The organism is Amycolatopsis mediterranei (assembly GCF_026017845.1).
GTDB lineage: Bacteria > Actinomycetota > Actinomycetes > Mycobacteriales > Pseudonocardiaceae > Amycolatopsis > Amycolatopsis mediterranei.
Window position 1 is genome coordinate 2,438,990 of the sequence record NZ_CP100416.1, and the last position, 23,414, is coordinate 2,462,403.

The window sequence follows — 23,414 nt, forward strand, 5'->3', positions numbered from 1 at the left end:
CCGAGCTGGTGCTGGGGGCCTTCGCCGGCTGGTTTCAGTCGGAGGAGCCGCTCGGCAGTGACTTCCGCGTCGGCTGGGGCAGGCCTTTCAGCAGCCCGCGGACCTCGACAACGGTGCGCCAGACTTGCTTCAAGGCCGTACCGGCGAGCCGTCGCTCGAGGTCGGAGAGCAGCAAGTCGATCTCGACCACCAGCTTGAGCAGCACCTGAGAGGTGGTCGAATACCCGGGCTGAGCGCGGACGTGCACCAGAGTGGCGGCACCGTGGTGACGGCGAAGGCCCCGCACTGATCCGGTGCGGGGCCTTCGCCGTGAAAGAGCGTCAGAGCTTGACCGGGTACACCGGCTCCGGGATCTCGGGCTTGATCCGGTGCTCGACGAAGATCCCGTGCCACAGCATGAACACGATCAGCGCCCACAGCTGGCGGCTGCGGTCCAGCTGGCCCGCCTTGTGCTCCTCCAGCAGGGCCAGGATGGCCTTCTTGTCCAGCAGCTCCCCGGTCTGGGAATCGTTGATGATCCCGCGGGCCCAGTCGTACATCTCGTTGCGCAGCCACAGCCGGATCGGGACCGGGAAGCCGAGCTTGCGGCGGTTGAGCACGTGCGCCGGGATGATCTTCGCCAGCGCCTGGCGCAGGGCGTACTTCGTCGTCCCGTGGGCGAGCTTCTGGTCCAGCGGGATCGACGCCGCGACCTTGAACACCTCGGCGTCGAGGAACGGCACCCGCAGCTCCAGCGAGTTCGCCATCGTCACCTTGTCGGCCTTGACCAGGATGTCGCCGCGCAGCCACGTGTAGAGGTCCACGTGCTGCATGCGGGCCACCGGGTCCCAGCCGCGCGAGACGTCGTACCAGGGCGCCGTGACGTCCTTGAAGCCCACGCCCTCCTGGTACGTCTTCAACACGTTGCGCAGCTGGTCGTCGCGGAAGTTGCGGGCGTTGCCGTAGTAGCGGTCCTCCAGCGGGAGCGCGCCGCGGCGCAGCAGGTCCTTGCCGCGGGTGCCCTCGGGGATCTTCGTCGACACCTTGCCGATGAGCTTCCGCATGCCGCCGGGGATCTTCTCGAACGGCGCCAGCGAGATCGGCTCGTTGTAGATCGTGTAGCCGCCGAACAGCTCGTCCGCGCCCTCGCCGGAGAGCACCGCCTTGACGTGCTTGCGGGCCTCGCGGGCGATGAACCACAGCGGGACCAGCGCCGGGTCGGCCACCGGGTCGTCGAGGTACCAGACGATGAGCGGCAGGGCCTCCATCATCTCGTCCGCCGACACCGTGCGGACCACGTGCTTCACGCCGATCGCCGCGGCCGACTCGGCGGCGACGTCGACCTCGGAGTAGCCCTCGCGCTCGAACCCGGTGGTGAACGCGATCAGGTTCGGGTTGTGCTCCTTGGCCAGCGTGGCGGTGGCCGTGGAGTCGATGCCGCCGGAGAGGAACGCACCGACCGTGACGTCCGGGTCGGAGATCATGTGCTTGCCGACCGAGTCGCGCATCACATCGGCGATGCGCTGGTGCAGCGCCTCGGCTTCGGCCTGCGTGTTCACCGGCTTCGCGCTGAACTGCGGGTGGAAGTAGCGGGTGAACCGCACCTCACCGCCGGGCACGACCTCGAACGACGTCCCGGACTCGACGCGGCGGATCGCGGTGTGCAGCGACTCCGGCTCGGGCACGTACTGCAGCACCAGGTAGTGCTGCAGGGCCTTCCGGTCCAGCTCCTGCGCGACGCCGAGGACGTCCGAGAGCTCCAGGAGGCTCTTCTTCTCGCTGGAGAACGCCACGCCGCCGGGGCCGGCCGAGTAGAACAGCGGCTTGATCCCGAACGGGTCGCGCGCGCCGAAGACCCGCTTCTCCTGGGAGTCCCAGATCATGAAGGCGAACATCCCGCGCAGGCGCTTCACCCAGTCCGCGCCGAGGTAGTGGAAGCCGGCGACGATGGCCTCGCCGTCACCCTCGGTCTCGAACTTCGCGCCGTGCTTCTCGGCGAGCTCCGCCCGCAGCTCCAGGTAGTTGTAGATCTCCCCGTTGAAGTTCATGGTGTAGCGGCCCGGCGCCTCCGGCGGGCCCCAGACCAGCGGCTGGTGCGCGTGCTCGACGTCGATGAAGGCGAGCCGGTTGAAGCCGTAGACGACCTCGGCGTCGGCCCAGGTGTCCTGCTCGTCGGGGCCGCGGTGGCGCTGGCAGCGCATGGCCGCGCCGACGGCGTCACGCGCGTTCGCCGCGCCGGTCTCGGTCGCGCAGATCAGTCCAAGCAGGCCGCACACGGGTACTCACACACCTTCAGGGGCGTCATCGGGCTGGGGAAGTGCCCAGTATGCCGGGCGGCTCGTGGCGAGTAACACGCGCGTCGAGGGTTACCCCTTGGTCAGCGGGACGGGCCAACTCGGCTAGGCTCCGCCTGTCACGAAGATCGGTCGTAGGAGGCTCTGGGTGAAAGGGCGAGGCGCAGTGGGACAACCCGAGCGCACCCTGGGGAAGCGGACCGTGCGGATCGCCGCGCTGGCCGTGCTGGTCGCGCTGACCGCGACGGGCTGCTCCGGCGACGAGATCCTGCGGTTCGGCTGGCCGGTCGGTGTCACCGAGCAGGCGAACCAGATGCGCACGCTGTGGACCTGGGCCGTGGTGGCCGCGCTGGTCGTCGGGGCCATCGTGTGGGCGCTGATCTTCTGGACCGCGACGTTCCACCGCAAGAAGAAGACCGCCGACGGCGAGCCGGAGGAGCTGCCCCGGCAGTTCCAGTACAACATCCCGCTCGAGCTGTTCACGGTCGTCGTCCCGACGATCATGGTCTGCGTCCTGTTCTTCTTCACCGCGACGACGGAGTCGAAGGTCCTCGACAAGATCCCCAACCCGGACCTCAAGGTCCAGGTCGTGGCGTTCCAGTGGAACTGGGAGTTCAAGTACGAGGACGCCAACGCGGCGAAGCCCGACGGCAGCGGCCAGGTCAGCACGGTCGGCTCGTCCGGCGAGATCCCGCTGCTGGTGCTCCCGGTCGGCAAGACCATCCAGTACGACCTGGTCTCCACCGACGTCATCCACTCCTTCTGGGTGCCGGAGTTCCACTTCAAGCGGGACGTCTTCCCGAACCCGGAGAAGAACAACCAGGACAGTTCCTTCCAGAACAAGATCGACCGCGAAGGCTCCTTCGTCGGCCGGTGCGCGGAACTGTGCGGCACCTACCACTCGGTGATGAACTTCGAGGTCCGCGCGCTCTCGGCGGACAAGTTCGACCAGTACCTCTCGCTGCGCAAGCAGGTGAACCCGGCCACGGGCCAGACGTTCACCGCGGCCGAAGCGCTGGCGAAGATGAACTGCGGCGAGCTGTGCACCCCGCACGCGGTGACCACCCAGCCGTTCAACACCGACCGCACGGCGCGGACCGCGTCCAACTGATCTCCCAGGAATACAGGAGTAGAGGAAGACCATGAAGGTCGAAGCCCGCATCTTCTTCATCGTGGCGATCTTCGCCGTGTTCATGGCGGGGGTCTACTGGGTGTGGACCGCGCTGGCCGCGACCCACGGTGCCGAGCCGGTGGGCATCGTCGCGCTGTTCCTCACCGGTGGCCTCGCGTTCCTGGCCGGCAGCTACATGCAGTTCGTCGCCCGCCGCATCGAACCGCGCCCGGAAGACCGCGAGGACGCCGAAATCAGCGACGGCGCGGGCGAGCTGGGCTTCTTCAGCCCGGGCAGCTACTGGCCGATCAGCATGGCGGCCACCGCCGCCCTCGCCGCGCTGGGGCTGGCGTTCTTCCACATCTGGCTGCTGGTCATCGCGCTGGTCGCGCTGCTCATCACGATCGGCGGCCTGGTGTTCGAGTACCACACGGGCCCGTCGCACGACTGACGTCCCCAGCCTGAACGAACCGGCCGTCGCACTCCGGTGCGGCGGCCGGTTCGTGTCGGTGCCGTGGTCGCCCCATGCAGTGAATGACTCATTCCTGGCGTCCGACGCCAGGAATGAGTCATTCACTGCGTTTCCGGCCGGGCGGGCGCGCGGCGGGTCAGCCGCGGAACGCCGTCCGGTAGGACGACGGGCTCGTCCCCCGCAGGCGGCTGAACTGGTGCCGCAGCGCGGCCGCCGACGCGTAACCGCACGCTGCCGCGATGTCCTCCACCGACAAGCCGCCCTCCTCCAGCAGGGCCTGGGCGCGGTCCAGTCGCCGTTCGGTCAGCCAGCGGTGCGGGGTGGTGCCCGTCGCCGCCGAGAAGCGGCGCAGGAACGTCCGCTCGCCCAAGCCGCTGCGGCGGGCCAGTTCCGCCACCGTGAACGGCTGGTCCAGCCGCCGCTCCACCCACTCCAGGGCCTCCGCGACCACGGCGTCGTCACCCGCCGCCGTCGCCGGAACGGGTGCCTGGACGAACTGCGCCTGCCCGCCCGCGCGGTGCGGTGCCGCGACCATCCGCCGGGCCAGCGTCGTGGCCGCGGCGACGCCGCGCAGCCGGCGGACCAGGTGCAGGCACAGGTCGACCGCCGCCACCGTGCCCGCGCTGGTCAGGATGCCGCCGTCGTCGGCGTAGAGCGCCTGCGGATCCACCTCGGCGGCCGGGAACCGCTGCCGGAACTCCGTCTCGTACACCCAGTGGACCGTGCACCGGCGGCCGTCGAGCAAGCCCGCGTACCCCAGCGAGAACACCCCCGCGCAGAACCCCGCCACCCACGCGCCCCGCCCGGCCGCGTCGCGCAGGACGTCCAGCACCGGTTCGGGTGGCGGCGCGGTCCGTGGCGCGCACGTCGGCACGATCAGCAGGTCCGCCGACGCCGCGAAATCCAGGTCCCGCAGTCCGGAGAGCCCGAACCCGGACCAGCTCTCGACCGCCGTCCCGCCGGGGGAGCAGACGGCGAAGTCCCAGCCCCCGATGCCGTCGGCGCTGCGGTCGGTGCCGAACACCTCGCACGCGACGCCCAGCTCGAACGGCGAAACGCGGTCGGCGAGCACCACCGCGACCCGGTTGACGTCCATGGCGGCCAGTGTGTCACAAGTTTTGCGGCCGTTGTCATCTCTGACACTGGTTGGCGGCGACGAAGGCGACGAACCTGATCGGCATGACGAACTCCGAAACCCGCCCCCTGCTCCAGTGGTCCGCGGCGATGGCGATGTCGGGCACGATCGGCGCCGTAGTCCTCGAGAGCGGCGCGGCCGCCCCCGCCGTGGCCTTCGCCCGATGCTTCGTCGGCGGCGCCCTGCTCGTGCTCTGGTGCCTCTCCCGCGGCTGGCTGCAGTCCTGGCGGCCGTCGCGCCGCGACCTCGGCCTCGCCGTGCTGGGCGGGCTGTTCCTTGTCGGCAACTGGGTGCTGCTGTTCGCTTCGTACGCGCTGTCGTCGATCTCGGTCAGCACGGTCGTCTACCACACCCAGCCGCTGATCCTGGTCGGCCTGGCGGCCGCCTTCCTCGGCGAGAAGGTCGCCAAGAGCCACCTGGTCCGGGCCGGGATCGCGTTCGGCGGGGTGGCCGTGATCTCGCTGTCCGCCCACGGCGAGGACGGCAAACCGGTCCAGCTCGCCGGCATTGCCCTGGCCCTCGGCGCGGCGTTCCTCTACGCCGGTGCGTCCTTCGTCGCGAAGCAGCTGAAGCACCTCCGCCCGCACCTCCTGGCCGCCGTGCAGACGACCGTGGGCGCGCTGGTGCTGGCGCCCGCGCTGCTGATCACGCCGCTGCCGTCGACGACGTCGGGGCTGCTCTGGCTGGTGCTGCTGGGCACGGTGCACACGGCCCTGATGTACGTGCTGATCTACGCGAGCATCGGCAAGCTGCCGACCACGACGGTGGCGCTGCTGTCCTACGTCTACCCGGTGGTCGCGGTCCTGGTCGACATCGCCTTCTACGGCCACCGCCCGACCTGGCCGGAGGCACTGGGCATGGTGGCGGTCCTGGCGGCGGCGCTGGCCCCCCAGCGCGGCCGCAAGCCCACGGCCGCGCCGGAAGAGCCGGCCGCGACGACCGCCCGCCCCCGAGCGGGCGAGCAGGTCAGCTGAAGGCGATCCAGCGGTCCAGCAGCGCGGCCGCGGCGCCCGAATCGATCGCCTCGGCCGCCCGCGCCAGACCCGCGCGGAGGTCGTCCTCGAGGGACTCGGAGAAGCCGGTGAAGGCGGTCAACGCGGCCGCCGCGTTGACCAGGACGGCGTCGCGGACCGGGCCCGGCTTGCCGCCCACCAGGTCGCGGACCACCTCGGCGTTCGCCGCCGCGTCGCCGCCGCGCAGGTCCTCCGCCGTCGCGCGGGCGATGCCCACCGACGCCGGGTCGAAACTGCGCTCGGTGACCGTGCCTTCGGACACCACCCACACGGTCGACGTCGTCGTCGTGGTGATCTCGTCGAGGCCGTCGTCGCCGCGGACCACCAGGGCGCGGGTGCCGCGGCGGGCGAACGTCTCCGCCAGCACCCGCGTCTTGTCGGCGTACGCGCAGCCGATCAGCGCGGCGCCCGGCTGGGCCGGGTTCGTCAGCGGGCCGAGCAGGTTGAACGTCGTCGGGATGCCGAGCTCGCTGCGCACCGGGCCGGCGTGGCGCAGCGCCGGGTGGAACGCCGAGGCCAGGAAGAACCCGATGCCGACCTCGGTGAGGCTGCGCTGGACGTCCTCCGGCGGCAGGCTGATCCGGACGCCGAGCGCTTCGAGGACGTCGGCCGCGCCGGACTTCGACGAGGCGCTGCGGTTGCCGTGCTTGGCCACCGGCGCGCCCGCCGCCGCCGTGACGATCGTCGCCATCGTCGAGATGTTCACCGAGTTGGAGCCGTCGCCGCCGGTGCCGACGATGTCGACCGCCGGGCGGTCCAGTTCGACCCGCCGGGCGTGCGCCAGCATCGTGGCCGCCATCCCGGCGATCTCCTCGGGCGTCTCGCCCTTGGCGCGCAGCGCCACCGCGAACCCGGCGATCCGGGCCGGGCTCGCCGCGCCGCTCATGATCTGGTCCATCGCCCACGCCGTGTCCTCCGCGGAGAGGTCGACGCCCGCGACGAGCTGCTTGAGCAGGGGTGGCCAGGTGCGGGGGACCGGGGTGGTCACCGGGCTCAGCCGTTCACGACCGGGACCCGTCGCGCGCGCAGCACGTCGGCGACGGTCTCCGCGGCGGTCAGCGGGTCGAGCGGGTGCACCAGCACGGCATCCGCCTGCGACCAGGTGGCCAGCCACCGGTCGTCCCGGCGCCGCACGGCGATCACGATCGGGGGACAGTCGGTGATTTCGCTCTTGAGCTGGCGGCAGAGGCCGATGCCGCCGGTGGGCTGCGCCTCGCCGTCGAGGATCGCCAGGTCGACGTTCCCCGCGTCCACCTCGGACAGCACGTCGGCGATGCCGGCCGCCTCGACGTAGTCCACGCGCGCCAGATCGGCGGCGGGCCGCCGGCCGACCGCGTTCACGATCGCCTCGCGCACCTCCGCCTTGTGGCTGAACACCAGGACCCGCATCGACCGCTCGCCCATGTTGGACACGCCTCCATCTCGTCACCGCACACTGCTTTTCGGGGGCTCCGGGTGGCGGAGCCCCCGGCCCGGGGCGCAGCCCCGGTTCAGCACGTCTACCGCGATCGTATCGGCCGAGACCGACATCACGCGGGCGCCTCCGGCTGGAGCGCGTCCCAGCCCAGCGCGTCGCCGCCGAGCCGCTGCGCCAGACCCGCCATCCGGGACCGTTCCTGGGCGCAGTGCAGGGCGTCGAGCACCTGCACCCGGACCGCGAGCACGCGCGCCGGATCCTCCGAAGGGGACTGTTCCCGCAGCTCATAGCCGTCCTGGGCGAGGATCGACGCCGCCTCGGCGAGCCGGTCCGGCGGGAGCAGCAGGTGGTGCCGCAGGACAGCCGGTGCCGTGCTGACCCAGGCGGGTGAACCGGCGAGCACGGCGGAGTCCGCGACGACCGGGTCGAAGGCCTCGGCGACGATCTTGAGATCGGGCTCGTCGGGGGTCAGACCGGGCGTTTCCCGCTTCTTGACCAGGTCACGCAGGCGGTCGAGTAAACCCATGAGTAGCTCTCACCTTCCCGGGCATCCGGTGTGATCGGTTACGCAGACGGCTCGCCGTGGACCCACCCGGCGGAGCGGCGGTGCGAGAGGACATAATGCGACGCGTGACAACGGCAGCTCCCACCATCAGTCAGCGGGTCCACTCGCTGAACCGGCCGAACATGGTCAGTGTCGGCACCATCGTGTGGCTTTCCAGCGAGCTGATGTTCTTCGCCGGACTGTTCGCGATGTTCTTCACCGTCAAGGCGCAGAACTCGTCCGGCCAGTGGCCGCCGCCGCTGCACGACGAGCCGTTCCACCTCAACGTGGCGTACGCGATCCCGTTCACGGTGATCCTCGTGCTGTCCTCGCTGACCTGCCAGTTCGGCGTGTTCGCCGCCGAGCGCGGCGATGTCTACGGGCTGCGCCGCTGGTACATCGTCACGTTGATCATGGGCGCGATCTTCGTCGCCGGCCAGGCCAACGAGTACCACAACCTGGTCGAAGAGGGGATGACGATCCCGTCCGGCCCGTTCGGCACGGTCTTCTTCCTCGCCACCGGGTTCCACGGCCTGCACGTCATCGGCGGGCTCATCGCCTTCGTGTACCTGCTCATCCGCACGAAACTGAGCAAGTTCACGCCCGCCCAGGCCACGTCGGCGATCGTCGTGTCCTACTACTGGCACTTCGTCGACATCGTGTGGGTCGGCCTCTTCGGTGTGATCTACCTCCTGCCGTGAGGGTTTCACCCACAGCCGCCACCACCTTCACCATCGGCCTGAACTGACAGCAAGGGTTGCCGCAAGATGACCACCAGCACCAAAACCTCGGAGCGCCGCTACCGCGCGCGGTCGAAGCTGCGGAGGCGGTTCGCCGGCCTGCTCGCGCTCGGCATCGCGCTGGTGGGCGCCGGCGCCCTGTACGCCGTGTTCGCCCCGGAGCCGCAGACCGCGCAGGCCCAGGGCACGCCGGCGCAGCTGCGCCTCGGCGAGCAGGTCTACAACAACACCTGCATCGCCTGCCACGGCGCGAACCTCGAGGGCGTGCAGGACCGCGGGCCGAGCCTGATCGGCATCGGCGACGCCGCGGTGTACTTCCAGACTTCTTCGGGCCGGATGCCCGCCGCGCGCCAGGAGGCGCAGATCGAGCGGAAGCCGCCGAAGCTGACCGAGGCCGAGATCGACGCGGTCGGCGCCTACATCCAGGCGCACGGCGGCGGCGTCCAGCGGCCCGCCGAGAAGGGCGAGGCCCTGCGCGGCGACGACCCGGCCCGCGGTGGCGAGCTGTTCCGCCTCAACTGCGCGTCGTGCCACAACTTCACCGGCCGCGGTGGCGCGCTGTCCGCCGGCAAGTACGCGCCGAACCTGGACCCGGCCAGCGAAGAGCAGATCTACACGGCCATGCTCACCGGCCCGCAGAACATGCCGAAGTTCTCCGACCGGCAGCTGTCGCCGGAGGAGAAGAAGGACATCGTCGCCTACGTGAAGTCGGTGTCGGACGGCAACAATGACCCGGGTGGTAACGGCCTCGGCGGGGTCGGCCCCGCTTCGGAGGGCGTCATCGCCTTCATCGTCGGGATCGCCGCGCTGATCGGCGTGACGTTGTGGATTGGATCGAAGGCATGAGTGCCGAGGGGCCGAAGCCGCCGTCGGAGGCGGAGCTGGCTGAGATGGACCGTGACCAGCTGGTGAAGCTGGGCGGGGCGCTCGACGGCGTCGAGATCGTCGAGTACCCGACCCCGTGGCCCGTGGAGGGCACCCGCGCGGAGAAGCGGGCCGAACGCCTGGTCGCGTTCTGGTTCGGCCTGTCCGCGCTGGCCGGGATCGGGTTCGTCGTTTCGCTGATCTGGTGGCCGTGGCAGTACGAGGCGCCGGACAACGAGAGCGGCCACTTCTGGTACAGCCTCTACACCCCGATGCTCGGCATCACGCTCGGCCTGGCCATCCTCGGCCTGGGCATCGGCGTGATCCTGTACACGAAGAAGTTCGTGCCCGCCGAGGTCGCGGTGCAGCAGCGCAGCGACAACCAGGGCGAGGGCTCGCCCGAGGTCGACCGCGCGACGATCCTCGCGCACCTGGCCGACGCCGGGAACCGCAGCACCATCGCCCGCCGGTCGCTGGTCAAGCGCTCGGCGATCGCCGGTGCGGGTGCGCTCGGCCTCGCGGCCGCGGCGCTGCCCATCGCGTCCTTCATCAAGGACCCGTGGAAGAACACCGAGACCCGCGATTCGCTGTGGCACACCGGCTGGCAGCCGAACTTCCCCGGCGAGAAGGTCTACCTGCGCCGCAACACCGGCAAGCCGGTCGAGGTGGAGCACGGCAAGGAGACCGAGATCTCGCTGGTCAAGGCCGAGGACCTCGACGCGGGCGCGATGGAGACGGTGTTCCCGTTCCGCGAGTCCGAGCGGAACGACGCGGAGGCGCTGGCCAAGGCGCTGACCCGCGTCGACAACCCGGTCATGCTGATCCGCCTGCGCCCGACCGACGCCGCGAAGGTGGTCAAGCGGGCCGGCCAGGAAGACTACAACTTCGGTGACTACTACGCGTACACGAAGATCTGCAGCCACGTCGGCTGCCCGACCTCCCTGTACGAGCAGCGGACCAACCGCATCCTGTGCCCGTGCCACCAGTCGCAGTTCGACGCGCTTCACTACGCCAAGCCGATCTTCGGCCCGGCGACCCGTCCGCTGGCCCAGCTACCGATCACGGTGGACGAAGAGGGATACTTGATCGCGCGAGGCGATTTCAACGAGGCCATCGGTCCGGCCTTTTGGGAGCGTAAGTCATGAGTTCACTCACCACGCCGACCAAGGGGTCGAGCCCGGTCGAGAAGGCGCTGGGCGACGCCGCGAACAACGCCGACCAGCGGTACCACCTGGCCAAGGGCCTGCGGCACCAGCTGAACAAGGTGTTCCCGACCCACTGGTCGTTCCTGCTGGGCGAGATCGCGCTCTACAGCTTCATCATCCTGCTGCTCACCGGTGTGTACCTGACGCTGTTCTTCGACCCCTCCATGCAGGAGGTCGTCTACCACGGCAGCTTCAAGAACATGCAGGGCCTGGAGATGTCGCAGGCGTTCCGCACGACGCTGGACATCTCGTTCGACGTGCGCGGCGGCCTGTTCATGCGGCAGCTGCACCACTGGGCCGCGCTGATCTTCGTCGCGTCGATGGCCGTGCACATGCTGCGGATCTTCTTCACCGGCGCGTTCCGGCGCCCGCGTGAGGCGAACTGGGTGATCGGCGGTCTGCTGCTGGTCCTGGGCTGCTTCGAAGGCTTCTTCGGGTATTCGCTGCCGGATGACCTGCTCTCCGGTACCGGTATCCGCGCGACGCTGTCGGGCATCGTGCTCTCGGTGCCGGTGGCCGGTACCTGGATCCACTGGGCGCTGTTCGGTGGGGAGTTCCCCGGCGACCAGATCATCCCGCGCCTGTACACGCTGCACATCCTGCTGCTGCCGGGCATCATGCTCGCGCTGGTCGGGGTGCACCTGGCGCTGGTCTGGTACCAGAAGCACACGCAGTTCCCGGGCGTGCGCCGCAAGGAGACCAACGTCGTCGGCGTCCGGATCATGCCGTACTTCGCGCTCAAGGGCGGGGCGTTCTTCACGCTGGTCATCGGCGTGCTGGCGCTGATGTCGGGCCTGTTCCAGATCAACCCGGTGTGGAACTTCGGCCCGTACAACCCGGCGCAGGTGTCGGCGGGCTCGCAGCCCGACTGGTACATGGCCTGGGCCGACGGCATGCTCCGGATCTGGCCGGCGTGGGAGGTCTACCTCGGGAACTACACGATCCCGGCGGTGTTCTTCCCCGGCGCGGTCGGCATGCCGATCCTGATCGGCCTGCTGCTGGCCTACCCGTTCCTGGAGCGGAAGCTGTCCAAGGACACCGCGCACCACAACCTGCTCCAGCGGCCCCGGGACGCCCCGGTCCGCACGGCGCTGGGCGCGATGGCGCTGGGCTTCTTCCTGGTCATCGAGCTGTCCGGCTTCAACGACATCATCGCCGACCAGTTCGACATCTCGTTGAACGCGACGACGTGGGCGGGCCGCATCGGCGTGCTGCTCGTGCCGCCGGTGGCCTACTACCTGACCTACCGGCTCTGCCTGGGTCTGCAGCGGGCCGACCGCGAGGTGCTGGAACACGGCGTCGAGACGGGCATCATCAAGCGGCTGCCGCACGGTGAGTTCATCGAGATCCACCAGCCGCTGGCCGGCGTGGACAGCCACGGGCACGCGATCCCGCTCGAGTACCAGGGCGCGTCGGTGCCGAAGAAGATGAACAAGCTGGGTTCGGCCGGGCACGCGGTGCCGGGCACGTTCTGGTCCCCGGACCCGGCCGAGGAGACCGCGGCGCTGCAGCGGGCCAACGGCAACGGGCACTCCGGGGCCGAGAACGGTCAGCACGGCCAGCACGGCGAGTTCGACTCCGCCGAGACGGCGTCGACCGCGAAGCAGTCCGACCACTAGCTCCACCTACGACGAAGGCCACCTCTTCCGGGAGGTGGCCTTTCGTCGTCTATTGCTAGCCGGCGCGGAGCCGGGAGACGGTCTTCTCCGCCCTCGAGACGCGCGTTTCGGGCTTCTTGGCCTCGGCGACCCACTGGACGTACTCACGCCGGTGGGAGGGCGGCAGCGCCTCGAACAGCGCCGCGGCGTCCGGGGCGGCCGCGAGGGCGGTGGCCAGCTCCGCGGGGAGCTCGCTCAATCCTCCACGCCGATCGAGAAGGCGGATTCGGTGTCGGCGCGGCTGTAGGACCGGAAGGCGATGTGCGTGACGGTGTCCAGCACGCCCGGCACCTTCCCGATCCGGCCGGGGATCAGGTCGGCCAGCTCCTCGTGCGTGGACACCTTCACCGTGGCGATGAGGTCGACGTCCCCGGCGCACGAGTAGACCTCGCCGACACCCTCGATGTCGGCGATCGCCTGCGCCGCGTCCGGGATCGCGTCCGCCTCTACCTGGATCAACACGATCGCGGTGATCACCTGGGTCCTCCAAGACTCGTCTGCGGGTGTCGCCCGCGATCCTAGTGAGCCCTACGCCGCGGTGCGGGCCAGCCGGTGTCCGGTCACTGCGTTCCGCAGGACGCTGAACCACCGGACGACACCCCGGCTGAGACGCTATTGGCACCTGACGGCACACCCGGCCAGTCGCCTCGCGTACCTGGGTGGTCGCCTTGCGTGCCTGGAGGGTCGGCTCACGTACCTGGGCGGTCGGTCGCGTGCCCGGATCGGTAGGCCACGAACCGACCGGGTACGCCGGCCGACTCTCCGGGTACGCAAGCCGACCGGCTGGGTACGTCAACCGACCCGGGCAGGCGGGTCGGGCGGGGCGCCGGGGTACGTCAGCCGACGTGTTCCAGTGAATGGGCGTTAGCGACCAGGTCCAGCCAGCCGCGCCAGCCCGCGACCGCCGCCGGCTCGGCCCAGGGGCGGGTGGTGCGGACCAGCCGCACTCCCGGGCGGGCCAGCCAGCGCAGCAGCACCCCCACCTCCTCCGGGGGTGCGCCGTTGAGCGGGCCCGGGTCCGGGAGCACCGTCTCCGCCGACGCCACCAGCGCCTCCACCACCGGGATCGGCGGCACCCCGCGCGGGGCCACGCCGGCCGAGGCCAGACGGCCGTAGCGGATCACCGACAGCTCCCAGCCGCCCGCTCCGTCCGGGGCCGCCGCGATCAGCTCGCCGATCGAGGCCAGCGAGGACTGCCGGTGAGCCCGGCCCAGCGCCCGGATCAGGCCCGCCAGCTCGTCGCGGTGGCGGGCCGCCTGCTCGTAGTGCCGGCCCTCCGCCAGGCGCTCCACGTGCGCGGCCGCCGTGTGCAGGGGACCGCCGTCCAGGCCCGCGATGAGCCCCGACACCGACTCGACGGCCGGGCCGTACTCCGCCACGCTCTGGCGGCCCGCGCACGGCGCTCCGCAGCGCCCCAGCTCCGCCAGCACGCACGGGGTCCCGTTCGCCGACCGCGGCGAGATCCGCTGCGTGCACGTCCGCAGGCCCGATGCCCCGGCCAGGGTGTCCGCGGTGGTGCGGGCGTCGGCCTGGTTGCGGAACGGGCCCAGCACCCCAGGCCGCGGCAGCCGCACCACCGACAGCCGGGGGAACGCCTCGTCCGTCAAGCCGATCCACCAGCCCTGGTGCCGGTTCTTCGACCGCCGGTTGTACGCGGGCCGGTGCGCGGCGATCAGCCGCAGCTCCCGCACCTCCGCTTCCAGCGCGTGCGCGCACACCACGTGGTCGACGCGCTCGGCCAGCGCGACCATCTCCCGGATCCGGCTGCGGTTCTCCGAACCCGTGAAGTACGTCCGCACCCGCCGCCGCAGGTCCTTCGCCGTGCCGACGTACAGGACCTCGTCCTTCGGCCCCTTGAACAGGTAGACGCCCGGTGCCGACGGCAGGTCGGCGGCCAGGTGCCGCTTCGCCCGCTGGGCGACGGTCACCTCCGGCAGGTACCCCATCAGCTCCTCGAGCGAGTGCACGCCCAGGTTCCCGACCCGCTCCAGCAGGCCGTGCAGGACGTCCACGGTCGCCCGTGCGTCGTCCAGCGCCCGGTGCGTGGGCCGCGTCCTCGCGCCGAACAGCAGCGCCAGTGCCGTCAGGTTGTACCGGCCGACCTCGTCCCGCGGCACCACCCGCCGCGCCAGCCGGACCGTGCACACCACCGTCGCCTTCGGCCACACGTACCCGTGCCCCTCGCACGCCGCCCGCATGTGCGAGGTGTCGAAGCCGGAATTGTGCGCCACCAGCACCGCACCCCCGATGAACTCGAGGAACGCCGGCAGCACCTCCTCGATCGGCGGCGCGTCGTAGACCATGGCCTGGGTGATCCCGGTCAGTGAGACGATCTGCGGCGGGATCGGCGCGCCCGGGTTGACCAGCGTCGCGAACTCGCCCAGCACCTCGCCGCCGCGCACCTTCACCGCCCCGATCTCGGTGATCCCCGACGGCCCCGGCGGAGCCCCGGTCGTCTCGAGGTCGAAGACGACGAAAGTGGTGTCCCGCAAGGGAGTTCCGAGCTCGTCGAAGGCGAGCTGAGCCTGGACCGAACGCATGGGCACGGACTCTAGGGGCGACCCCCGACAGTTTTGACGGTGCAGTGGCCGGCGCGATGCCCGCGCGGTCCGTGTGGCGTGCGGGGCGGGATGCGAGGGCGGGGCCTACCCTGGACCAATGCACCCGCAGCCGCTCGTGCCGGAGCCGCCCGAGGACCCCGTCGGTCCTTCGGGTGTCGCGTCGCGCGCCGAGCCGGCCGAGGAGCCCGCTGACCAGGCCGGACATCCCGATCCGGCCACCTGGCCGGCGCTGCCCGAACCGGTGCGCGACCGCATCGCCGAGCTCGCCGCGGCCGCCGTCGCCAAGCTGCCCGCCACCGACGTGCCCCGCCAGCTGCGGCCGGTCGCCAAGTTCGCCCCGGCCAAGCGCGCCAAGCTCGGTGGCGCCGCCCTGCTCGCGGCCCTCGGCGACTCCTCCCAGTTCCGGACCGCCGTCATCGAGTGGCTGCGCGAGCACCGCACCGACGCGCTCGACCCCAACGCCACCGAATCCGTCGCCGCGGCGGCCGCCGCCGTCCTGCTCGGCGAGTCCGGGGCCGCCGGGCGCGTCCGGCTGGTCGCCCGGAACGCCGAGGAAAACGCCCTGCGCGCCGAACGCGACGCTGCGCTCGCCCGCACCCAGCGGCTCGAGCTGGAGCTCGCCCAGGTCCGCGCCGAACTCGCCGAGGCGAAACGAGCCGCCGAGAACGCCCGGGGCGAGCGCGAGGGCGAAGTCGAGAAGCTCCTGAAGCGCCTTCGCGAACAAGGCGTCCAGCTGCGCCACGCCAGGGACGCGGCCGAAGCGGCCGCCGCCGACGCCGAACGCGGTTCCGCCGCGCGCAACGACGAGATCGCGGCCCTCACCACCCAGCTCGAGCGCGAACGCCAGCGCGTCGCCGGCGAGCGTGCCCGCGCCGAGCGCGCGGTCGCCGACGCCGAGATCGCCCGCCAGTCCGCGCGCGAGGCCCGGCAGGCCGACGAGGTCCGGCTCGCCCTGCTCATCGACACCATCGACGGCGCCGTCACCGGCCTGCGCCGCGAGCTCGCCCTCGGCGCGCGCGGCGCCCGCCCGGCGGACATGGTCCGCGGCGCGAGCTCCGGCCTCGGCCAGGGCGGCAAGATCGCCGACGTGTCCACGTTGGACCGCTACCTCGCGCTGCCCAACGTGCACCTGATCGTCGACGGCTACAACGTCACCAAGACCGGCTACCCGGAACTCGCCCTCGCCGACCAGCGCGACCGGCTGATCCACCAGCTGTCCGCGCTGGCCGCGCGCACCTCCGCCGAGGTCACCGTCGTGTTCGACGGCGCCGGCGTGCTGTCGGTCCCCGCCTCGGTGCCCCGCGGGGTGCGGGTGCTGTTCTCCGACCGGGGGGTGCTGGCCGACGACGTCATCCGCAACCTCGTCGCGGCCGAGCCCGCGGGGCGGCCGATGGTCGTCGCGACGTCCGACCGCGCGGTCGCGGACTCCGTGCGCGGCCGCGGCGCCCACCCCACGCCGTCATCTGTGCTGGTCAGCCGCCTCTCCCGGGTCTGACCGCCGGAAACTGTCGGTGGTGGCCCCTACCGTGTGGAGCAGCAGTTCCCCACGTGAGGAGGACACATGACCGGCACCCCCGAGCTGTCCGAAGTGGACGTCTCGCACATCGCCGTTTCGGACATCGAGAACCTGGTGGTCGATTGCGACCGCTGCGCGGTGCGCGGCATCTCGTGCCACGACTGCGTCGTGAGCGTGCTGCTCGGCGCGCCACCCGCCGTGGTGTGGGACGCCGACGAGCGGCGCGCGGTCGACGCGCTGGCCGAGGCCGGGATGGTGCCCCACCTTCGGCTGGTCGAAGAACCGATCCGGCGCACCGCCTGATTTCCACCGTTTCGTGGCGGCGCGCCGAATGGTCGATTGAATCGGTGAACGGTCGGTAGTCGAAATGCTCTCCGGAGAAACCCCAGCGTGTAACGCCCATCACATGTTTGTTCTTGCCCTGGTCCGATGGTGGTCAACGGCGTCACTCAGCGTTTTTGGCCGCGAGGTGGTGGACGTGGTGGCGGTCTTTTCGTAACCTGTCCGAGATCTCGTGGCCCCCGGCCGTCTGTGGAGGCGGCGACGCGGGATCGCCGCCGGACGCAGCTTTGTCGGGAAGCTGGGAACCGGAACCACCACCGCGTGCTTCACCTGTTGCGGCTCGTGCATGGCAAATGTGCACGGCTCGGGCGCGTGGTGGCGGGACAGCGGCGAAGAGGAACCCCCGACCTCTTCGTGCCCCGGTCCCCGTCGGCGGCCGAGACGCAAAGGAGACCCGCGCGACCGTGCAGTCGCATTCCCTCAGGCGCGTGGTTTCAGGTGCCCTCGCCGCGGCTTCGGTGATCACCCTCGTCACCGTGGCCCAGCCGATGGCCGCCACCGCCGCCCCCGTCCCCGTTCTCCAGACCCCACCCGCCGGCTCCGACGCCCTCGCCAAGTACCGCGACCTCGCGGCCCAGGCCGAGAAGCTCAACGAAGACCTGCTTTCGGCTCAGGACGACCTGAAGAAGAAGCAGGGCGAGCTCGACAAGGCCACCGGCGACGTCAACGCGGCGAAGCAGCAGGCTGCCCAAGCGTCCGAAAGCCAGAAGAAGTACCAGACCGAGGTCGACAAGTTCGCCGGCGCGTCGTTCACCAGCGGTGTCCAGCTGAACAAGCTGTCGGCGCTGCTGGCGGGCACGTCCACGCAGGACTTCCTCGACCGCTCCTCGGCCCTCGAGGTCATCGCGACCGGCAAGAACGCCGCGATGGGCAACCTCACCGGTGCCGTCCAGCAGGCCACCGACGCGGCCGCCAAGGCCAGCGACGCCGCGAAGCGTGCGCAGGACGCGCGGGACACGGCAGCCAAGCTGACCGAGGACATCAAGGCCAAGCAGAAGACGCTGCAGGACCAGATCGACCAGATCAAGGCGGCCGACAAGAACCTGAGCTCCGCGGACAAGGCGGTGCAGAAGGACCGCGGCGGGTCCGTGCCCACCAACATCCAGGCCCCGACCGCGGCCGCCCAGGCGGCGGTCAATGCCGCGCTGAGCAAGCTCGGCAGCGCGTACGTGTACGGCGCCACCGGCCCGATCAACTTCGATTGCTCCGGTCTGACGAAGTGGGCTTACGGGCAGGCCGGGATCACCCTGCCGCGGACCAGCCGCGAGCAGTCCACCTTCGGCGCCGCGGTGCCGCGGGACCAGCTCCAGCCGGGCGACCTCGTGTTCTTCTACTCGCCGGTTTCGCACGTCGGCATGTACATCGGCGACGGCAAGATGGTGCACGCGCCCGACACCGGTGACGTCGTGAAGATTTCGCCGCTGCAGAGCCAGTACTCGGGAGCGCGCCGCCCGACGGCGTGACCTTCGATCAGTGGCACGGAGGGGCGGTACCGCACACGCGGTGCCGCCCCTCCGGCTGTGTCATCCGAGGCTCCGCCTCGGGCCGGGGGCTTCGCCACCCGGACCCCCGAACGGATAGGTGGCGGCTAGCCTTTGGGCGTGCTCCGGACTCTGCTCGTGACCAACGACTTCCCGCCCCGGCCCGGGGGGATCCAGAACTACCTGAACTCCTTCGCCACCCGGCTGCCGGCGGACGACCTGGTCGTCTACGCGCCGTCGTGGGAGTCGCGGACGGGGTCGCACGAGGAGTTCGACGCCGAGGCGCCGTTCGAGGTCGTCCGGCACCCGACGTCGCTGATGCTGCCGACGCCGGACGTGCTCCGCCGGGCGAAGCAGATCATGCGGGCGCGGGACTGCGAAGCCGTCTGGTTCGGTGCCGCGGCGCCGCTCGCGCTGCTGGGGCACCCGCTGCGCCGGGCCGGGGCACGCCGCGTGGTGGCGTCGACGCACGGCCACGAAGTCGGCTGGTCCATGCTCCCGGCTTCGCGGCAGGCGCTGCGGCGGATCGGCGACACCGCCGACGTCGTCACCTACGTCAGCCGGTACACCCGTGGCCGCTTCGCCGCGGCGTTCGGCGCGATGGCCGGGCTGGAGCTGCTGCCCTCCGGCGTCGACACCGAGGTGTTCCGGCCGGATCCGGCCGCGCGCGCGGAGATCCGCGCCCGCCACGGCCTCGGTGACCGGCCGACCGTCGTCTGCGTGTCGCGGCTGGTCCCGCGCAAGGGCCAGGACCAGCTGATCCGCGCGCTGCCGGCGATCCGCGAGCGCGTTCCGGACGCCGCCCTGCTGCTCGTCGGCGGCGGCCCGTACCGCAAGAAGCTCACCGAACTGGTCACCGAGCTGGGCTTGGAGCGCGACGTCGTGCTCACCGGATCGGTGCCGTGGGCCGAGCTGCCGGCGCACTACACCGCCGGCGACGTCTTCGCGATGCCCGCGCGCACCCGGGGCAAGGGCCTCGACGTCGAAGGGCTCGGGATCGTCTACCTGGAGGCCTCGGCGACCGGGCTGCCGGTGGTCGCCGGCAACTCCGGCGGGGCGCCCGAAGCGGTGCTCGACGAGGTCACCGGGCACGTCGTCGAAGGCCGGGATGTCGTCCAGCTGAGCGAGACCCTGGTCAGCCTGCTGGCCGACCCGGTCCGCGCGCGCCGGATGGGCGAGGCCGGCCGGGCGTGGGTGACGGCGAACTGGCGCTGGGACGTCATGGCGCGGCGGCTGTCCGGCCTGCTGGACGGCGATCCGGTGGCCGTGGTCCGCTAAGGCGTGTAGAGCGCGGGGTGCCGGGGATCGTCGACCCGCACCACGACGTCGGCGAGCGAGCTCGGATCCACCTCTTCCTCGTAGCGCTCGTAGGCCGGGACCGCCCAGGCCTCCGGTACGCGGCGGCGCAGGGCGGCGGGGGAGAGCCACAGATGCACGGCCAGGTCGACGGCCAGCCCGGCGCCGAGCAGCAGTTCGCCGTCGAGGAGCACGACCCCGCCTTCGGGCAGCGGCACCCGCTCGGCGCGGGTGGCCCGGTCGCGCTCGGCGTCCCACAGCGACGGCAGGACCTCGCCCGACCCCTTCAGCGGCTCCAGGACTTCGCGGCGCAGGGCACCGAGGTCGAGCCAGCCGGTGTAGCGGGCGTCGGGGTTCGTGCGGCCGTGCTCGAAGCGCAGGGACGCGGGGCGCAGGAAGTCGCCGGCCGAAACGCGCAGCGTCGCGCGGCCGCGCAGGCGTAGCGGATCGACCAGGGCATCGGCGAGTTCCGCGGTTCCGGTGGCGCCCGCCGCGCCGTCGACGGCCACCGCGATCCGCGGCGAGGTCAGTGCGTCGATGCGGTCGGTGAGTTCCTCGGCGAGGACGGCGGGGGAGATCGGGCGGTAGCGCACGGGTTCCCATCTTCCACCCGGGCCACCCGCCGGTTTTGTCGTACCCCGGTGGGAAGATGAGGACATGAGTTCTTCAGTGGGGAAGACGGCCGATGTCGGGTGGAACATCGGCGTTTCGCGCACCTTGCCCTACCCGGCCGAGGTGGTGTGGGACTTCCTGGTCAGCCGCGAGGGCGTCACGATCTGGCTCGGCCCCGGTGTGGAACTGCCCAGGGAGCCGGGCGCGGAGTACGAAACGGCGAACGGCACGGTCGGCGAGATCCGCAGCTTCGCCGACGGCGACCGCGTGCGGCTCACGTGGCGGCCGAGCGACTGGGACCACGACTCGACCGTGCAGGTGCGGCTGAGCGGCACGGGAGCCAAGACCACGCTGCGGTTCCACCAGGAATGGCTTGCGGACGCGGAAGAGCGCGCGCAACAGCGGGCATACTGGCAGGACGTGACGGAGCGCGTCGTGGCGGCACTCGCCGAACGCTGACGCCGTGAGCAATGGGGGCTGACGTGACGACCGACGAAATCCTCGAGGTGGCACAAGACTTCGCGCAGGACGCGCACCTCTTCTCGGAGATGTTGCGCGAAGGCGGCCCGGTGCGCCTGGTGCGGCTGCCGCCGCGGGGCCTGCCGTGCTACGTGGTCACCGGGTTCGCGGAGGCGCGGGCGCTGCTGGCCGATCCGCGGCTGCAGAAGAGCAGCCAGGGCATCCGTGCGGTCTTCGAAGCGAAGCTGCCGCCGGAGGCGCTGCAAAACGGCCTGGGGCAGGACCTGAGCTGGCACATGCTCAACTCGGACCCGCCGGACCACACGCGGCTGCGGAAGCTGGTGAACAAGGCGTTCACCGCGCGCACGGTGGCCCGGCTGCGGCCGCGGGTCGAGGAGATCACCGCGGAGCTGCTCGACGCGCTGGCCGGGCAGGAGCGGGCCGACCTGGTGGCGTCGTTCGCCGCACCGCTGCCGATCACGGTGATCTGCGAGCTGCTCGGCGTGCGCGAAGAGGATCGCGCGGAGTTTTCCGGCTGGTCCAGGACACTGCTGAGCGCGGCGGTGAACCTGGAGCAGGTGCAGGCCGCGGCGGCGAGCATGTTCGCCTACCTGACCGACCTGATCGCCCAGAAGCGCGCCGAGCCGGCCGAAGACCTGCTGTCGGACCTGGTGCACGCGAGCGACGACGGGGATTCGCTGTCCGAGCCCGAACTGGTGTCGATGGCGTTCCTGCTGCTGGTCGCCGGGCACGAGACCACGGTCAACCTGATCGCCAACGCTGTGCTGGCGCTGCTGCGCGAGCCGGAGCAGCTGGCCCGGCTGCGCGCGGAGCCGGAGCTGCTGCCGGGCGCGGTGGAGGAGTTCCTCCGCTTCGACGGCCCGATCCACCTGGCCACCCTGCGGTTCACGGCCGAGCCGGTGGAGGTCGCCGGAGTGACGATCCCGGCGGGCGAGCTCGTGCTGGTCTCGCTGCTGGGCGCCAACCGCGACGCGGAGCGCTACCCGGAGCCGGACCGCCTGGACATCACCCGCGCGGTGAGCGGCCACCTGGCGTTCGGGCACGGGATCCACTACTGCGTGGGGGCGCCCTTGGCCCGGCTGGAGGCGGAGATCGCGCTCGGCGGGCTGCTGGCGCGGTTCCCGGGGCTGGCGCTGGACGCGAAGGCGGACGAGCTGGTGTACCGGACGAGTTCGCTGGTGCACGGGTTGGAGACGCTGCCGGTCCGGCTGTGAAGACGCTTCGGGCCGGGCCCGGGGAGCGAGGGGATGGGGCGGGCTGGGCGGATTTCGGCCGGTCGGTTCCACCCGCCGCCGAGGCGCGGGAACCCGGCTGAGGCGGTGTCGTAGGGTCGGCGGATGGACTCCGCCGACCTGCTCGCGTTGGACGCCCAGCACGTCTGGCACCCCTACGCGCCGATGCCGGCGAAGGTGCCGGCGCTGCTGGTCACCGAGGCGAGCGGCGTCCGGCTGAAGCTCGCCGACGGCCGGGAACTCGTCGACGGCATGTCCTCCTGGTGGTCCGCCATCCACGGCTACCGGCACCCCGTGCTCGACGCCGCCCTCACCGCGCAAGCCGGGCGGATGAGCCACGTCATGTTCGGCGGCCTCACCCACGAGCCCGCCATCACCCTCGCCAAGACCCTGGCCGACCTCAGCCCCGACGGCCTCGAGCACGTCTTCCTCTGCGACTCCGGTTCCGTCTCGGTCGAAGTCGCCGCGAAGATGTGCCTGCAGTACCAGCGCTCTCGCGGGCTCCCCGGGAAACGGCGGCTGCTCACCTGGCGCGGCGGCTACCACGGGGACACCTTCACGCCGATGAGCGTCTGCGACCCCGACGGCGGGATGCACTCGCTGTGGCGCGGGATCCTGCCCGAACAGGTCTTCGTGCCCGCACCGCCGTCCGGCTTCGACACCCCGCCCGATCAGTCCTATGTGGACCTCCTGGCCGCGGAAATCGAGCGGCACGAGGACGAACTCGCCGCGGTGATCGTCGAACCCGTGGTGCAGGGCGCCGGCGGAATGCGGTTCCACCACCCCGCCTACCTGCGCGCGCTGCGGGAACTCACCGAAGCGCACGACGTGCTGCTCGTCTTCGACGAGATCGCGACCGGCTTCGGCCGCACCGGCGCGCTGTTCGCCGCCGAGCACGCCGGTGTCACGCCCGACGTCATGTGCGTGGGCAAGGCGCTCACCGGGGGCTACCTGAGCATGGCGGCCGCCCTGTGCACCCCGGAAGTCGCCGCCGGGATCGCGCGCGGCGAACTGCCCGTCCTCGCGCACGGCCCGACCTTCATGGGCAACCCGCTCGCCTCGGCCGTCGCCAACGCCTCCCTCGGCCTGCTCGCCGACGGCGGCTGGCGCACCGACGTCACCCGGCTCGAAAAGGGCCTGCTCGACGGCCTGGCCCCGGCGCGCGACCTGCCCGCGGTCACCGACGTGCGGGTGCTGGGCGGGATCGGCGTGCTGCAGCTCGACCACCCCGTCGACCTGGCCGTCGCCACGGACGTCGTCACCGCGCACGGTGCCTGGTTGCGGCCGTTCCGGGACCTCGTCTACGCCATGCCGCCGTACGTTTCGACTGACGACGACCTCGCCGTGATCACCGGCGCGATGCTCGCGGTCGCCGAGAAGGCCTGAATTCAGCACATCGGGTGTGACCACCGGCACACCGAGACCCGAACTCCCCTCATCGTCGCGCAGCGTGCCGGACCAC

At 71.3% G+C, this 23,414-nt stretch carries 24 protein-coding genes; 14 read left to right on the forward strand and 10 right to left on the reverse strand.

Features of this window, described 5'->3' with window-relative positions; genetic code table 11:
- Positions 1–34: 34 nt before the first annotated feature.
- Both ISP_RS11670 and asnB read right to left on the reverse strand, forming a co-directional pair.
- Entirely contained in the window at positions 35–247 is a 213-nt protein-coding gene (locus tag ISP_RS11670) for a hypothetical protein (protein ID WP_141748452.1), read from the reverse strand.
- Positions 248–320: 73 nt separating this feature from the next.
- Positions 321–2,255: an asparagine synthase (glutamine-hydrolyzing) gene (asnB, locus tag ISP_RS11675; RefSeq protein ID WP_013224072.1), complete on the reverse strand. Its 1,935-nt coding sequence runs from the start codon at positions 2,253–2,255 to the stop codon at positions 321–323.
- Between the two features lie 184 nt (positions 2,256–2,439).
- On the opposite strand from asnB, the gene ctaC reads away from it, so the two are divergent.
- Complete coding sequence (gene ctaC / locus ISP_RS11680) at positions 2,440–3,384, forward strand: aa3-type cytochrome oxidase subunit II (RefSeq protein WP_014466782.1); 945 nt, start codon at positions 2,440–2,442, stop codon at positions 3,382–3,384.
- A 31-nt stretch (positions 3,385–3,415) separates the two neighbouring features.
- A complete protein-coding gene (locus ISP_RS11685) occupies positions 3,416–3,835 on the forward strand; it encodes a cytochrome c oxidase subunit 4 (protein WP_013224074.1) in 420 nt (139 codons plus the stop codon).
- Between the two features lie 157 nt (positions 3,836–3,992).
- On the opposite strand, the gene ISP_RS11690 is transcribed toward ISP_RS11685, so the two are convergent.
- The gene (locus ISP_RS11690) at positions 3,993–4,952 is read right to left on the reverse strand and encodes a GlxA family transcriptional regulator (RefSeq protein ID WP_013224075.1); all 960 of its coding nucleotides are present in this window, start codon (positions 4,950–4,952) and stop codon (positions 3,993–3,995) included.
- Positions 4,953–5,035: 83 nt separating this feature from the next.
- On the opposite strand from ISP_RS11690, the gene ISP_RS11695 reads away from it, so the two are divergent.
- The gene (locus tag ISP_RS11695; RefSeq protein WP_176742101.1) at positions 5,036–5,965 is read left to right on the forward strand and encodes a DMT family transporter; all 930 of its coding nucleotides are present in this window, start codon (positions 5,036–5,038) and stop codon (positions 5,963–5,965) included.
- Here ISP_RS11695 and trpD read toward each other — a convergent pair.
- From trpD to ISP_RS11710, 3 genes are all read right to left on the reverse strand, one after another.
- On the reverse strand, positions 5,958–6,992 hold the full coding sequence (gene trpD, locus ISP_RS11700) for an anthranilate phosphoribosyltransferase (RefSeq protein ID WP_013224077.1): 1,035 nt from the start codon (positions 6,990–6,992) through the stop codon (positions 5,958–5,960). The genes ISP_RS11695 and trpD overlap by 8 nt on opposite strands.
- Before the next feature lie 5 nt (positions 6,993–6,997).
- Positions 6,998–7,408 (reverse strand): response regulator, encoded by a 411-nt coding sequence (locus tag ISP_RS11705; RefSeq protein ID WP_013224078.1) that lies wholly within the window; start codon positions 7,406–7,408, stop codon positions 6,998–7,000.
- A 125-nt stretch (positions 7,409–7,533) separates the two neighbouring features.
- Complete coding sequence (locus ISP_RS11710; protein ID WP_013224079.1) at positions 7,534–7,947, reverse strand: hypothetical protein; 414 nt, start codon at positions 7,945–7,947, stop codon at positions 7,534–7,536.
- Between the two features lie 95 nt (positions 7,948–8,042).
- On the opposite strand from ISP_RS11710, the gene ctaE reads away from it, so the two are divergent.
- The 4 genes from ctaE to qcrB all read left to right on the forward strand — a co-directional run bounded on the left by ctaE (position 8,043) and on the right by qcrB (position 12,393).
- Positions 8,043–8,666: an aa3-type cytochrome oxidase subunit III gene (ctaE, locus tag ISP_RS11715; RefSeq protein ID WP_034284302.1), complete on the forward strand. Its 624-nt coding sequence runs from the start codon at positions 8,043–8,045 to the stop codon at positions 8,664–8,666.
- A 66-nt stretch (positions 8,667–8,732) separates the two neighbouring features.
- Positions 8,733–9,551 carry a cytochrome bc1 complex diheme cytochrome c subunit gene (gene qcrC, locus ISP_RS11720; RefSeq protein WP_037374396.1) on the forward strand — a complete coding sequence of 273 codons (819 nt, stop codon included), beginning with the start codon at positions 8,733–8,735 and terminating at the stop codon, positions 9,549–9,551.
- The gene (gene qcrA, locus ISP_RS11725; RefSeq protein ID WP_013224082.1) at positions 9,548–10,714 is read left to right on the forward strand and encodes a cytochrome bc1 complex Rieske iron-sulfur subunit; all 1,167 of its coding nucleotides are present in this window, start codon (positions 9,548–9,550) and stop codon (positions 10,712–10,714) included. The genes qcrC and qcrA overlap by 4 nt, the downstream gene beginning before the upstream one ends.
- A complete protein-coding gene (gene qcrB / locus ISP_RS11730) occupies positions 10,711–12,393 on the forward strand; it encodes a cytochrome bc1 complex cytochrome b subunit (protein WP_013224083.1) in 1,683 nt (560 codons plus the stop codon). The genes qcrA and qcrB overlap by 4 nt, the downstream gene beginning before the upstream one ends.
- 55 nt (positions 12,394–12,448) lie before the next feature.
- Here qcrB and ISP_RS11735 read toward each other — a convergent pair whose 3' ends face one another.
- The 3 genes from ISP_RS11735 to ISP_RS11745 form a co-directional block, all read right to left on the reverse strand.
- Positions 12,449–12,631, reverse strand: a complete 183-nt coding sequence (locus ISP_RS11735; protein ID WP_014466784.1) for a YdeI/OmpD-associated family protein — start codon at positions 12,629–12,631, stop codon at positions 12,449–12,451.
- Positions 12,628–12,909, reverse strand: coding sequence for an Lrp/AsnC family transcriptional regulator (locus ISP_RS11740; RefSeq protein ID WP_013224084.1), 282 nt, complete (start codon positions 12,907–12,909; stop codon positions 12,628–12,630). The genes ISP_RS11735 and ISP_RS11740 overlap by 4 nt, the downstream gene beginning before the upstream one ends.
- Before the next feature lie 359 nt (positions 12,910–13,268).
- The gene (locus tag ISP_RS11745) at positions 13,269–14,972 is read right to left on the reverse strand and encodes a DEDD exonuclease domain-containing protein (protein WP_013224085.1); all 1,704 of its coding nucleotides are present in this window, start codon (positions 14,970–14,972) and stop codon (positions 13,269–13,271) included.
- Between the two features lie 118 nt (positions 14,973–15,090).
- Here ISP_RS11745 and ISP_RS11750 point away from each other — a divergent pair, with 118 nt between their 5' ends.
- The 4 genes from ISP_RS11750 to ISP_RS11765 all read left to right on the forward strand — a co-directional run bounded on the left by ISP_RS11750 (position 15,091) and on the right by ISP_RS11765 (position 19,610).
- On the forward strand, positions 15,091–16,488 hold the full coding sequence (locus ISP_RS11750) for an NYN domain-containing protein (protein WP_013224086.1): 1,398 nt from the start codon (positions 15,091–15,093) through the stop codon (positions 16,486–16,488).
- A gap of 66 nt (positions 16,489–16,554) precedes the next feature.
- Entirely contained in the window at positions 16,555–16,812 is a 258-nt protein-coding gene (locus tag ISP_RS11755) for a hypothetical protein (protein ID WP_013224087.1), read from the forward strand.
- 443 nt (positions 16,813–17,255) lie between these two features.
- A complete protein-coding gene (locus ISP_RS11760; RefSeq protein ID WP_014466785.1) occupies positions 17,256–18,314 on the forward strand; it encodes a C40 family peptidase in 1,059 nt (352 codons plus the stop codon).
- 138 nt (positions 18,315–18,452) lie between these two features.
- Complete coding sequence (locus ISP_RS11765) at positions 18,453–19,610, forward strand: glycosyltransferase family 4 protein (protein ID WP_176742100.1); 1,158 nt, start codon at positions 18,453–18,455, stop codon at positions 19,608–19,610.
- On the opposite strand, the gene ISP_RS11770 is transcribed toward ISP_RS11765, so the two are convergent.
- Positions 19,607–20,221 (reverse strand): nucleoside/nucleotide kinase family protein, encoded by a 615-nt coding sequence (locus ISP_RS11770; RefSeq protein WP_013224090.1) that lies wholly within the window; start codon positions 20,219–20,221, stop codon positions 19,607–19,609. The genes ISP_RS11765 and ISP_RS11770 overlap by 4 nt on opposite strands.
- A gap of 64 nt (positions 20,222–20,285) precedes the next feature.
- Between ISP_RS11770 and ISP_RS11775 the strand changes: the two genes are divergently transcribed.
- From ISP_RS11775 to ISP_RS11785, 3 genes are all read left to right on the forward strand, one after another.
- On the forward strand, positions 20,286–20,699 hold the full coding sequence (locus ISP_RS11775) for an SRPBCC family protein (RefSeq protein ID WP_034284305.1): 414 nt from the start codon (positions 20,286–20,288) through the stop codon (positions 20,697–20,699).
- Positions 20,700–20,722: 23 nt separating this feature from the next.
- On the forward strand, positions 20,723–21,934 hold the full coding sequence (locus ISP_RS11780; RefSeq protein ID WP_013224092.1) for a cytochrome P450 family protein: 1,212 nt from the start codon (positions 20,723–20,725) through the stop codon (positions 21,932–21,934).
- Positions 21,935–22,057: 123 nt separating this feature from the next.
- A complete protein-coding gene (locus ISP_RS11785; protein WP_013224093.1) occupies positions 22,058–23,338 on the forward strand; it encodes an adenosylmethionine--8-amino-7-oxononanoate transaminase in 1,281 nt (426 codons plus the stop codon).
- The last annotated feature ends 76 nt before the right edge of the window (positions 23,339–23,414 follow it).